We start from the raw sequence: 12,473 nt of genomic DNA, 5'->3' as shown, positions 1-12,473 counted from the left end.
GGGGGTAGCGAACCGCCGTTCCTCTAGAAAGAACTTTGCGGGTCGGCCGAGTAGGTATCTGCAATGACAGCCCACGAATCCGAACGCATCCAATCGGTCGAGACGGCCTTCGAGATTCTCGATTACCTCCAGCACAACGAGGAGGCTGGAGTGACCGAGATCGCCGACGCGCTGTCGGTGTCGAAGAGTACCGCACACGGCCATCTGTCGACGATGGAGTCGATAGGACACGTCGTCAAAGTCGACGGGACCTACCGCGTCGGACTGAGCTTCCTCGAGCTCGGCCACCACGCGCGGTCGCGGTACAACCTCTACGAGTCGGCGAAGGCGGAAGCCGACCAGCTCGCGGAGATGACCGGTGAGCGGTGTCAGATAATGGTCCCAGAGGGCCACCACGGCGTCTACATCTACCAGACCGCCGGCGAACAGGCTGTCCGAACGGACTCCCACATCGGCAGCACCGTCGATCTCCACTGTACCGCGGTCGGCAAGTGCTACCTCGCCAACCTGCCCGAAGACGAACTCGAGGCCTACCTCGACGACGTCGGACTCGCAGAACAGACCGAACACACGATCACGGACCGAGAGGCGTTCCGGGACGAACTCGAGACGGTTCGCCAACAGGGGTACGCCCTGAACCGCGAGGAGCGGATCATCGGCATGCGAGCGGTCGGCGCCCCGATCGTCACCGATCAGAACGACGTGCTCGGGGCGATCAGCGTCTCGGTGCCGACGACCCGCATCGACGACCGCGCCGCGGAAGACGAGTTGCCGAAACAGGTCCAACGGAGCGCTCGCGTCATCGCGATTCGGACGACCTACAGCTAACTCGTTCGCTCTTACGGAACGATCCGACGGAATGGAGCGATATGACGCCGCGGAACCGACAAATTCACTCAGACGCTATTTCTATTTACACCCATATACCTGTAATTCGTCTCCGTCCGTCGTTCGGTCGTTCACCACTACGGAACGCTCACGGCTTCAGGATACCAACTCCCGAACGCGAGACGGCTGGATTATAAATTCAGGCTGTGCAGTACACGACAGTGCTCGGACGAACCGTTCGCCGGAACGCCAGCAGTACGTATCGTTCTGGTACCGCGTACGGCCATCAGTGGCTCACCGTTTCAAAATAGTCTTAGATCTGGTAGAAGGTCTCTCGTATAACTTATCACAAATATTTACTACGATTTAGCCCATGCAGTATCCGTATCAACGCCAAAGCCCGTGGTCGGAGACTTCAACGTTGCGGTAGAGTGCTATCTCAGCGAGGACTGTGCCATCGTCAGTGTGGTATGCTTCTCGTCGTGTAGCAATAATATCGAAGTAGATTCCATCTTTGAGCCGAATAAAACGGTAGAGGTCTGTTTGGTCGATACTGAATAAAGAGAAACAGACACCCGTATTGTCGATCGACACGTCGAGCACGCTGGTTCATTGACTGCAGTTCGGTCCGGTTCGGCTCCAGTTGTCGGACAGATACCGAACTCTGGATGGCAGCTATACTCAATTGATACTGAACTACTTTAGATAGTGAGTAGTATAGTAAAGTGGTAACTATCCCGGTGGCGTTTCTGAACCTCTTCGAAATCGGTCGTCGAGCCACGGCCGAACACAAGGATCAAAGGCTGTCGATTGGCAGCAGCAGTACTCGCGAAGAAGGGACATACCAAACTATCGGTCGTGCCGATGTGTTCGTGTCGCTCAAGTCATCGCCGGCGAGTACCGACCACACTCACGGCGTGGTGGTCACTGCTCAAATCGATTCGAACAGAATGATCAGATGTCGCCCCGTACAGAAAAACGGTGAACTAAACGTACGGTTGCCGATCAATACCTACGGGCCATCACCCGGCCGATATCGGTTCTCGACCGAATCGAGCGGTAGCGCTGGAAACGATTAGCATCGTCTGAATCAGCCGAAATCCGTATCAATACCGACGGAGAAAGGGTACGTGGTTCAGAACAGCGGAACCGCGCCCGTGAAGATGGCAACCGTCAGCATGACCAGCGATACGACCCACGCCCAGAGGAAGGTGAACTTGATGTGTTCGCCGAGGTCGACATCGGCGAGTCCGATCAGCAAGTACGTCGCACCGGTCAGCGGCGAAATCGGGAACCCGACCGTCATCTGCCCGATCAGCGACGCGCGAACGACCGCGACTTCGGGAATACCGTACGCCTGAGCCGTCTCGGCTAACACCGGCAGTACGCCGAAGTAGTAGGCGTCGGGGCTAAAGACGAGGCTCGCCGGCATCGCGATCAGCCCGACCAGAGCGGCCATGTACGATCCCATCCAATCGGGGACGATCGAGATCAAGATGTTCGCCATCTCGGTGATCATTCCAGTCTCATTGAGAACGCCGAGCAGGACACCCGCGGCGAGGAGGATCCCGACGTAGGTCATCACGTCCGAGGAGTACTCCTCGAGGATGTTCCGTTGTTCCTCGTAGTCCGGAACGTTCACCACGAGGGCGATCACGAGTCCGGTCATGAAGACGATCGCCGGACTAGTGATGTCGAGCATCAGGAGCGCGATAATCGCGACCGTCACGAGGACGTTGAAATACCAGCGCCGGTTCACTCCGGTCTCGAGCTCCGTGCCGCCGTCAGTCCTGAGGTCGGTCTCATCCCCGGCGAGAGCCTCCGTGACGAGCCGTTTCCGTTCGCTGTCAGAGAGGTCGAGATCGGTGTCGATCCGTCGGCTGAAGTAGTATGCGATCAGGAGAATCGTCGCGAATCCCGCGATCTGTGCCGGTATCAGCGGATTGTAGACGGTTCCGACGGTCGCGCCATCGACGGAGCCGATCGCTCGAACCGTGACACCGCCCCACGGAACGAGATTCATCGTCCCCGCGCTCAACGCCGCCAGCGCGGCTAGAATCTTCGTATCGACATCGAGCGCCACGTAGATCGGCAGGAGCGCCGGAATCGTGATGAGGAAGGTCGTCGCGCCGGCCCCGTCGAGGTGCGACGCGACCGCCAAGACCACCGTTCCGAACGTCAGCAGTGCGGGTCGGTCCAGGACGACGTGGATGACCCGTCTCACGAGCGGATCGAACAATCCCCTGTCCCGCATGATCGCGAAGTACCAGACGGCGAACGCGAACATGGCGGTGATCTCGACGATCCCACCCAACCCGGAGGCCGCGAACTCCCCCAGTTCTGACGGCCCGAATCCGGCGACGAACGCGCCGAGGACCGGGACGATGATCAGGGTCGGCACCACGTACGTGATCTTCCCGATGATCAACACCAGAATGAGTGCGATCACCAGATAGCCGATGATGCCGAGCCCGGTCCCGTCAAGTTGCAACGGCACTACTGGCAGCGATTGTGTGATGCTAACTACCATCCTGTGTAGCTCCCGTATCTACCCTAATAATTATTTTGGTGGTCATTCACTCACTGCGGATAGCGACGCCCCGAGACGGAGATCTCCCGGATATCGTCCCCACCGAAGTACATATGGTCGGACCAATAGATAGTACGGAGCGGATGAAACCGACCCGCTCAGCGCTGTTCATACCCGGTAATCGTCCGGAATGGATCGACGACGCAGCGACCAACGGGGCCGATCTCGTCATTATCGACCTCGAGGACGCCGTCCCGCCGGCCGAAACGGCCGCGGCCAGAGACAACGTCTCGGACGCAGTCCTGACGCTTCGAGACGACGGCCAACGGGTCTTCGTCCGTATCAATGGCCATCCGAACGCGTCGGCCGACAGTGTCACTCGAGATCTCGAGGCGATCGTCCCCCGAGAGCCGAACGGCCTCGTCGTCCCGAAGGTCGCAACTGCCGCGGATATCGAGGAACTCGAGGCCGTCATCACACATATCGAGCGACGGGAGGGGCTGAATATCGGGAGCACGGAACTCCTCGTGACGATCGAAACGGCACGGGCGATGAAACAGTGCTACGAGATCTGTCTCGCGTCCGACCGCGTCACGTCCATCATGTGCGGGGCCACGAAGGGGACGGATACGAACCGTGCACTCCGGTTCGACTGGACGGGGCCGGGTCGACAAGGACTCGAGACAGTACACATGCGGCAGAAGGCGCTGCTCGACGCAAGAGCGGCGGGGATTGACTACCCACTTGCCGGTCCGTACGTCGACATCGACGATCACGACGGACTGGTCGAGGACATCGAATTCGCTCGCGAAATGGGATACGAGGGATACGTCGTCGTCCACCCGTCGCACGTCCAGTACGCGAACGACCGGTTCACGCCCGACGACGAGACCGTCGAGTACTGGATCGACCTCTACGCAGCGTTGCAGGACGCGATCGATCTCGGCGAGAGCGCGATCCGCTACCGCGGCGAGATGATCGATACGGCGAACCTCGAAACAGCCAGGGAGCACCTCCGGCGTGCGGTCGCATTTCAGGACGAACTGGACGACGATGTCGCGGAGCGACTAAACGACCTCGAGTACGCGTCGAACTGAGCGACGATGCCGGCTCGCGAGCAGCACAACCAGTAGAAATCATCACGACCGAAGGACCGGTTCGACCCTATCGATCGGGGTGAGCCGTCTCCGGCGACCCGACGACGCCGCGCTCGATTAACGCCGCGACTTCCTCCTCGGTGTATCCCATCCGTTCGAGCGTCTCGTACGTGTCTTCGCCGACGCGAGGAACGCCCCGCGTGATCCCCGTCGTGTCGTCGCCATACTTCACGGGATGGTCGGTCACGGACAGTTCCTCGTCACCCGCCCGTATCTCGGAGCGCAGCTCTCGGTGTTTCACGTGCTCGTCGTCCCAGACCTCCTTCGTATCGTAGATCGGACCGCTCGGAACGCCGTAATCAGCCATCACGTCGAACCACTCGTCTGTCGACCGTGCGGTTAGTTCGTCTTCCAGAATCGACTCGAGTTCGTCCCGGTTCGTGCGCCGCTGTTCGGTCGTCCGGAAGCGGTCGTCCGTCGCGAGTTCGGGGCGGTCGATCGCGGCGCATAGCTTCTCCCAGTGGTGGTCCTGCACGACGACGATCGCGAGATGCGAGTCCGCCGTCTCGAAGACGCCGTAAGGGACGAACTCGTCCAGTTTGTTTCCCATCCGCGGATACGGTTCGTCCGTCGCGAAGGTATAGCCGGCTCTAACGGTCAGCCAAGAAAGCATACAGTCCAGCATCGAAACGTCGATGTACTGTCCCTCGCCGGTCCGTTCGCGCCGGAAGAGCGCGCCGAGAACGCCCTGGACCGCGTACATGGAACCGGCGATATCGGCGATCGGGACGCCCGACCGATACGGTTTCGAGTCCGGCGGTCCCGTGATACTCATGTTCCCCGACATCGCCTGTGCGATGATGTCGAGGGCGGGGTACTCGGCGTAGGGACCGTCCTGTCCGAAGCCGCTGATCGAGCAGTAGACGATTTCGGGATTCCGCTCGGCGACTGTCTCGTAGTCGATTCCGAACCGCTCCATCGCCCCCGGCCGGAAGTTTTCGACGACCACGTCCGCTTCCTCGGCCAACTCGAGGAAGAGCGCCGCGCCCTCGTCGCTCTTGAGGTTCAGGGAGACGGATCGCTTGTTCCGATTGACGGATGCGAAGTAGGAGCTGAAATCGCCGACGTAGGGCGGATTGTGACGGCCCACGTCTCCTCCCGTCGGTCGTTCGATCTTCACAACGTCGGCACCCATGTCAGCGAGCGTCATCGACGCGAACGACCCCGAGACGACTTGCGTCACGTCTAAGACGGTGATAGTATCGAGCATGCGTTTCGTATCCTCCAGTAGTCAGGCCGCCTGAACGTGGAACAGGGACGGTAATAAACGTTTGTGCGAATCGATGGGTTCGAACGACATCATCCGGCTTCCGCCCAGGGAACGGCGACTCTGTAGCCGATACCAGCACGCTCGTTCCGTATCGTCGCTCCGGCGACCAGTCACGTTTCACACTGTGAATTATATATCGAATCGGTCAACTGGAAGTAAATCCTAAATAGTCGGCGACGGAAGTCCGAGACGATATGGGGACGAACGATGCGGACCGAACCGGTGATCAAGACGGCAGGAACACGATCAAAGCGGTCGATACGTCGCTTTCGATCGTCGAGGCACTCAAACGAGAACGGACGGCGAAAGTCAGCGAACTGGCCCAATTGACCGGGCATTCGAAAGCGAACGTGTACAAGCACCTCAACACGCTCAAAGCGCAGGGATTCGTCGAGCGAGACGACGACGAGTTCCGGCTTGGACTCGGCTATCTCGATCTCGGCGGGCTGGTACGGGAGCAACTCGAGGGCCAGCACATCATCAAGCCGAAGATCGCCGAAATCGCCGACAAAACGGAGGAGGTCGCCCAATACATGGTCGAGTCGAACGGGAAATCGGTCATCGTTTTCAAGGAAGTCGGCCATCAGGGCGTGTCGCTCCGAACGAGGGTCGGCGCACAGCTCCCGATCCATCAGGTCGCGTCGGGAAAGGCCATGCTCGCGTTCATGCCCGACACTCGCGTCGACGAAATCGTACAGCGCCACGGGCTTCCAGCGGCGACGGAAAACACGATCACCGATACAGAGGCGCTCAAGGACGAACTAGCAGAAATCCGAGAACGCGGATACGCGACGAATCGGTCGGAGAGTACGAAGAAGCTATTCGCCGTTTCCGTCCCGGTGATGTCCGTCTCGGAGAACGTCATTGGAGCGTGTACCGTTTCCGGACCGACTCATCGTATGAACGATACCGGAAAAACGTCACAAGTGGTCGAGACACTGCGAAGTGTGACCAACGAAATCGAACTGAACCTCGCTCATTCTTAAATTTCTCGCCATTCTTCGGTGCTGGCTCTCTGTTACTATTATGAATTCCACGCGATTCGGCTATCGACGCTATCCATTACATCCATATGTGAGTAAATCACAGCGTTCGGTAGCCGCCGTTTGCCGCCGGAAACTCGAGCGACAACCGACGGACCCGGAGAAAACGGGACAGCAACTGCCGTTGACTCGAAACCGCGCTCGAGCGGGGAAACGAACGTAGCAGTACAACACGAGAGACAGTTGTGTTGTACCATCGTTCTCTATTAGTATCAGACTCTTCTCGGATGGAACGTCTCCGCTGAGTTTGCCGGATCGGTGGAGACGGGCCATATCGGCTCCTGTGCAGTTGTGAATGGAAAGACGATCCGAGACGTGGGGCCAAGACGACGGCTGACAGCCGAGGCATCTCGTCGTTCAGTCCAATCGCTCGTCGGAGGACGGGAAGAGGTACGACCCCGCGAGGTCGTCGGGCGTCCCCGTCCGACCCATCGGAATCTCGGGGTCGATCTCCCGGGCGTTGAGATCTGGGAGATCCGCATCGTTGAGGATGAATCCGTCGCCGAGCTCTCGGTCGAAATCAGGATTCCCGTCGCCGAACGTGGTTTCGATGATCCCCGGTGCAACGGCGTTGACCCGAATGTCGTAGCGGGCGAGTTCGAGCGCTGCGACGCGGGTAAGCATCATGACTGCGCCCTTCGAGGCGTCGTACATCGAGTGACCGACCTGTGCGTACTCGGAGCTGATCGAGGCCGTGTTCACGATCGATCCCGGTTCCTCTCGCTCGAGCATGTCTCGAGCCGCCGCCCGACAGCCAGCGAAGACGCCGCGGACGTTGATCGCGAACACCTGATCGAACGCGTCGTCATCGGTCTCGATGAGCGACGCTTCGCGATAGATGCCGGCGTTGTTGACCATCACGCCGACGCCACCGAACTCCCGTGCGGCTTCGACGACTGCGCCGACGTCGGTCGGGTCGGAAACGTCGGTTTCAATGAACTCCGCTCGGCCGTCGTTGTCTTCGATGAGTTCGTGTGTCGGTGCCGACTCGTCGTCCTCTTCGGGCTGCTCGCGGATGTCAACGACGATCACCGCGCCCGCCTCGCCGAATCGGCGAGCGACTTCGCGGCCGATACCGGACGTTCCACCGGTCATGATCACGGTCTCGTCGGAGAAGTCGTACGTAATTTCTCCCGGACTCTCACTGTCGGTACCAGTCAGTTAATCATTATCGGACACTCGTTCGATGGGTGCTACCAGACAGCACGATAGATCTAGTACCGGCGGGCAAAGATCGAGCAATAAAATAATATATTTGGTATATAGTTCGTACTGTTTGAAATCGTATTATTATCAATCTAGTATCGTTCGAGAGTACCGTCTCGAGATCAATGTTGGTCGTGACGGAAGAAGCGACTGATTCGTAGTATTGAATGAATGAGAAACGAACGATAGCGGCATCGTTCCCAGTATGCGATTTCTAAGGACTTTACTCGGGAAGAGCTATAGTTACATTTCAATAACTCCAGCACAGCCAATTATTTGATTTATATACGCCATAACCATACGGTTGCAGATAGATAACTGAGCAATATACCGATGGACCGATTGTAACGCGATCGAATACCAGCCAGTCTTGAGTTGCCGGTCGACTTCGGAGAAGCAATGACGAAATGATTACGGGTCCATTTAGTTCACCACTATCTCGGATAGCGGAACAATATCTAAATCCGATAGGTAAATCGAACGGACCAAAGTCGGAATACTGTGATTAGGTGAAATACTGCACTGCTCCGGAACCGCGACTCGACTACGAAGTAGCGGCCGACTGACCCGGCAGCGGTGTTCATCGAGATAACACGGGGTGCAGAAGGCGCGATGCGTCTCTTCATCCGATACCAGTCCCCGCAACTCCGCATCAAAGCGGCTCGAGCGTGACCCAGCCCAGTACGGGCAGGTCGCTCACTCAGAGTCGGCGAGTAACTCGCCGACGTAGCTGTCTTCCCACTCGCGACGGGCCTCGAGTTCGCGTCGCCCGCGGGCCGTGACCGTGTAGTAATTCGTTCGCTGGTCGAGTTCGCCTTTCTCGACGAGCCCTTTATCGACGAGGGTGTCGAGGTTGGGGTAGAGTCGTCCGTGGTGGATCTCCTTTTCGTAGTACTCCTCGAGTTCCTCCTTGATCGCGAGTCCGTGCGGTTCGTCCTGTCCGGCGATCGTGTACAGCAAGTCTCGCTGGAAGCCAGTGAGATCGTACATATCGGAAGTTCTGTCTATCGACGGATAAGGATTCCGAGAATAAGTGAACGGAAGATATCATGGGCTAAACTAGTATACGGCTCGAATACGACTGGTTGAATGCGTCTCAGAAGAGCGAGTCACGCAGTCGCCGACTGTTATATCGAAACCGCTCGAGAGTCGTCCGACGTCCCAACGGCGGGGGACGGATGCGGTCGTCTATCCAGCACCGATCCGCTCCGAGACGGGGCCTCGCCTTCTTGAGGGAGACTATCGGAAGCTGATCGTCGAATTGTCACTCACCTCGATCACAAGCCTGTCAGATACTGATGAGTGAGTTCGAAACCGACTTCGTTCGGAGACCGAATCCGGCGTCATTGAGCGAGCGGCATGCTTTTAGGAGACGGTACGGACGAAGTACTGTGGGACGCTACCAGCCGAGAAAACACGACTCGTTCATCAAATGCGATACGCGTCGCTGCGGGGCAAACAACGCGCCTGAAGGGTCCACAGAGTACGATCCCGACTGTTGGCGTTGTGGGGAATCCTTGGGTGGAAAACCCGAACCGGGTGACGAGGTGACCGTCGATATCGTCGACGAGAAAGCCGACGGCACGCTCGTCTGCAAGACAGAAAGCGGGTTCGTCCTCTTCCTCGAGGCGGATATCGCGGCGATCGAGGCGACGGTCCGTGTGACGACCGTCGACGAGACGCACGGAGAAGCGGACCTCGTCGAAACGGGGTCGTAGCTGGCACGATATTCGTGACGGGCAGGCGAGACAGTCGATCGCGCTTGCCACTCGAGAGCCAAGCAGCGACACGGGATGGGAGGAGACAAGACGTGCCGTCGAAGCGATCAGTCGAGAATTCGAGTCGACGGACAATCGGCGACCGCGAGCAGTGACCGATGTTCAGTTTAGCCAGTGTTCTCGAGACTGCCTTCGCCCGCGGATACCGAACTTTCGAAGCGGGGTCGCCACTCCGCGGGTTTTTCTCCTCGATCGCTGGGGTGCAACCAGCCGGTGCAATTATTGCCAAGAACGAAGCCACCCGTAGTGTATGGCACATAGTCACAACATGGCTGACTACGAGGACGTTCGCGAGGCGTTCTCGTGGGACGAGATCTACGACGCGGCGGACTGGGACGCCCCCTCGTCGTTGAATATCGCACACGAGGTCTGCGATCGCCACGCCGAGAACAAGGAGAAGGTCGCATTGTATCAGGTCGATACCGACGGGGAGCTGACGACGATGACCTTCTGGGAACTCGCCGATCGAACCGATCGGTTCGCGAACGTCCTCGAGGGGCTCGGCATCGAACGAGGCGACCGCGTGTTCTCGTACATGCCGCGAATCCCCGAACACTACGTCGCGCTTATCGGGACGCTCAAGCGAGGGGCCGTCTTCGGCGGGATCAACGAACGGTTCGGCCCCGATGGGATCGCCTATCGGCTAGATGACTGCGACGCGAAGGCGATCGTCACCACGGCGGCGAACCGCGAGACGGTTGCGGACGCGCTCGAGGACGTTCCATCCGTCGAACACGTCATCGTCGTCAGCGATGACGGAACAGGCATCCGGCGCGGCGACGCGAGCTACCGGAGCGAGATGGCGAGCGCGAGTCGCGAGTACGAGCCAGCCGACACGAGCGGCGAGGACGACGCGTTACTGTACTACACCAGCGGGACGACCGGACTGGCGAAAGGCGTTTTGCACAAACATCGGTGGGTCGCCGGCGTCGCCGCCACGCAGAAGTATGCGGTCGACCTACAGGAGGGCGATTGCTACTGGTCGACGGCGGATCTCGGCTGGCTGACCGGGCCGATCAACACGCTGGGCGCGTGGTTCTGGGGAACCGCACTGTTCACGTACGAGGGCGAGTTCGAGACCGACGCGTGGGCCGAACTCCTCGATACCTACCCCATCACGGTCCTGTTCTCGGTTCCGACGGCCTACCGCATGCTTCGCGAACACGAGGACGTCCTGGAGGGAGTCTCGCTGGACCTACGCCACGCGCTGTCGATCGGCGAACCGCTCTCGGCGGGCGTCGTCGAGTGGGGCGAAGAGACCCTCGACGTCACGATCCACGACACCTACGGCCAGACCGAGACGGGGAACATGATCATCAACAACTACCCGGCGATGGAGGTCCGGCCGGGATCGATGGGCAAACCGCTGCCCGGGATCGAGGCCGCCGTCGTCGACCCCGAAACCGGAGAGGTGCTCGAGCCCGGCGAAACAGGCGAAATCGCCCAGCGCGGGGACTACCCCTGTTTCTTCGCGGAGTACTGGGAGAAGCCCGACAAGACCGCGGACTGCTTCGTCGATGGACCGGACGGGGGTGAGCAGAGCGAAGCGATGCGATCCTCGTCAGACGGGACATCTGACGGTGAGTGGTACCTCTCGGGCGACCTCGCACACAGGGACGAGGACGGGTACTTCTGGTTCGAGGGGCGCGCCGACGACGTCATCCTTTCGTCGGGGTACCGGATCGGCCCCTTCGAGGTCGAGAGTTCGCTGGGCGAACACGAGGCCGTCGCCGAGGCGGCCGTCGTGCCGAAGCCCCATCGAGAGCGGGGCAACATCGTGAAGGCCTACGTCGTTCCCAGCGAGGGGGCGACGGGCTCCGAAGAGCTCGCAGAGAAGATCAAAACCCACGTTCGAGAAGAACTGTCGGCACACGAGTACCCCCGCGAAATCGAGTTCCGGGAGGATCTCCCGAAGACAGTCACCGGGAAGATCCGCCGGACAGAGCTCCGAGACGAAACGGCAGACGACACCGAGACGGCGTGAGACGCACCGATCGGGGCGACGGACGAGAGGAACAGAAAGACAGCCGTCGCGATCGTGGTCGTGTTTAGTTCGTCTCACTTTGCCAGATGGCGACGGCTTGGGGATAGGTTTCTGCGGTTGACGGTTCGACGTAACTGAAATGGTTTGAGAACGGGAATAGTCGGTCTTTTATCACTCTAAACATATTTTGGCGACGTTCCGATCACCGATTTTTTCGTATCGAAATCAGAGCCCGTATCGACGGAGTGCGAGCTTGAAATGCTGTGCGCCATCAACGAGAGACACAGAATATTTGATATTGTGTTTCTCGGTCACCCCTCATAGAAATAGCGCTATCGATAGGTTTGATCATCTAAAGCAGCCATATGTTGAGTTCTATTTCATTACAGCTTCCATGTCTGGCAAATAATACGGTGATGACCGTCTCCGAATTACAGGTCCATTGAGCGAAACGCAATTGGGATTCGCGTCAGTTGCTAGCTGTAGATCGGCTTTCTGTCCCAATCGGACACAGACTTCCGTGATTTCTCGACAGCATACATCATACTATCTAACTAAATCCTAAGATGATGATTCGGCAAAGTAGAGTCGAATACCGAACTCCATCAGCTGACGTAGTGTCCGTTCTCGGTCCACAGAATACGACCTAAGCCAGTTTTGATAGAGATACCAGAAAA

General features: G+C 58.6%; 9 protein-coding genes. 5 read left to right on the top strand and 4 right to left on the bottom strand.

Annotated elements, in window-relative coordinates; all coding sequences use genetic code 11:
* Window positions 1–63: 63 nt before the first annotated feature.
* Entirely contained in the window at window positions 64–828 is a 765-nt protein-coding gene (locus C489_RS19985; RefSeq protein WP_006433206.1) for an IclR family transcriptional regulator, read from the top strand.
* Window positions 829–1,963: 1,135 nt separating this feature from the next.
* Here C489_RS19985 and C489_RS19975 read toward each other — a convergent pair.
* Window positions 1,964–3,358, bottom strand: coding sequence for a CitMHS family transporter (locus C489_RS19975; RefSeq protein WP_083902864.1), 1,395 nt, complete (start codon window positions 3,356–3,358; stop codon window positions 1,964–1,966).
* A gap of 113 nt (window positions 3,359–3,471) precedes the next feature.
* Between C489_RS19975 and C489_RS19970 the strand changes: the two genes are divergently transcribed.
* On the top strand, window positions 3,472–4,455 hold the full coding sequence (locus tag C489_RS19970) for an HpcH/HpaI aldolase/citrate lyase family protein (protein ID WP_239642099.1): 984 nt from the start codon (window positions 3,472–3,474) through the stop codon (window positions 4,453–4,455).
* 67 nt (window positions 4,456–4,522) lie between these two features.
* Here the strand turns inward: C489_RS19970 and C489_RS19965 are convergent, their stop codons facing one another.
* Window positions 4,523–5,725, bottom strand: a complete 1,203-nt coding sequence (locus C489_RS19965) for a CaiB/BaiF CoA transferase family protein (RefSeq protein ID WP_006433203.1) — start codon at window positions 5,723–5,725, stop codon at window positions 4,523–4,525.
* 254 nt (window positions 5,726–5,979) lie between these two features.
* On the opposite strand from C489_RS19965, the gene C489_RS19960 reads away from it, so the two are divergent.
* Window positions 5,980–6,771, top strand: coding sequence for an IclR family transcriptional regulator (locus C489_RS19960; RefSeq protein WP_006433202.1), 792 nt, complete (start codon window positions 5,980–5,982; stop codon window positions 6,769–6,771).
* A gap of 414 nt (window positions 6,772–7,185) precedes the next feature.
* On the opposite strand, the gene C489_RS19955 is transcribed toward C489_RS19960, so the two are convergent.
* Together C489_RS19955 and C489_RS19950 are read right to left on the bottom strand one after the other, a co-directional pair.
* Window positions 7,186–7,923, bottom strand: coding sequence for an SDR family NAD(P)-dependent oxidoreductase (locus C489_RS19955; protein ID WP_006433201.1), 738 nt, complete (start codon window positions 7,921–7,923; stop codon window positions 7,186–7,188).
* An 807-nt stretch (window positions 7,924–8,730) separates the two neighbouring features.
* Window positions 8,731–9,024, bottom strand: a complete 294-nt coding sequence (locus tag C489_RS19950; RefSeq protein ID WP_006433200.1) for a PadR family transcriptional regulator — start codon at window positions 9,022–9,024, stop codon at window positions 8,731–8,733.
* 401 nt (window positions 9,025–9,425) lie between these two features.
* On the opposite strand from C489_RS19950, the gene C489_RS22985 reads away from it, so the two are divergent.
* Together C489_RS22985 and C489_RS19940 are read left to right on the top strand one after the other, a co-directional pair.
* Window positions 9,426–9,752: a TRAM domain-containing protein gene (locus C489_RS22985; RefSeq protein WP_049891158.1), complete on the top strand. Its 327-nt coding sequence runs from the start codon at window positions 9,426–9,428 to the stop codon at window positions 9,750–9,752.
* A gap of 310 nt (window positions 9,753–10,062) precedes the next feature.
* Complete coding sequence (locus C489_RS19940) at window positions 10,063–11,796, top strand: acyl-CoA synthetase (RefSeq protein ID WP_006433198.1); 1,734 nt, start codon at window positions 10,063–10,065, stop codon at window positions 11,794–11,796.
* The last annotated feature ends 677 nt before the right edge of the window (window positions 11,797–12,473 follow it).

It is taken from the genome of Natrinema versiforme JCM 10478 (genome assembly GCF_000337195.1).
Lineage (GTDB): Archaea > Halobacteriota > Halobacteria > Halobacteriales > Natrialbaceae > Natrinema > Natrinema versiforme.
Note: the sequence above shows the minus strand (reverse complement) of the source record. Positions and strands in the feature narration are given on the sequence as shown.

Coding starts and splice junctions, on each gene's coding strand:
- C489_RS19970 (WP_239642099.1), top strand. CDS start 3,472: ATGGTCGGACCAATAGATAGTACGGAGCGGATGAAACCGACCCGCTCA.
- C489_RS19985 (WP_006433206.1), top strand. CDS start 64: ATGACAGCCCACGAATCCGAACGCATCCAATCGGTCGAGACGGCCTTC.
- C489_RS19955 (WP_006433201.1), bottom strand. CDS start 7,923: ATGACCGGTGGAACGTCCGGTATCGGCCGCGAAGTCGCTCGCCGATTC.
- C489_RS19960 (WP_006433202.1), top strand. CDS start 5,980: ATGGGGACGAACGATGCGGACCGAACCGGTGATCAAGACGGCAGGAAC.
- C489_RS19940 (WP_006433198.1), top strand. CDS start 10,063: ATGGCACATAGTCACAACATGGCTGACTACGAGGACGTTCGCGAGGCG.
- C489_RS19965 (WP_006433203.1), bottom strand. CDS start 5,725: ATGCTCGATACTATCACCGTCTTAGACGTGACGCAAGTCGTCTCGGGG.
- C489_RS19950 (WP_006433200.1), bottom strand. CDS start 9,024: ATGTACGATCTCACTGGCTTCCAGCGAGACTTGCTGTACACGATCGCC.
- C489_RS19975 (WP_083902864.1), bottom strand. CDS start 3,358: ATGGTAGTTAGCATCACACAATCGCTGCCAGTAGTGCCGTTGCAACTT.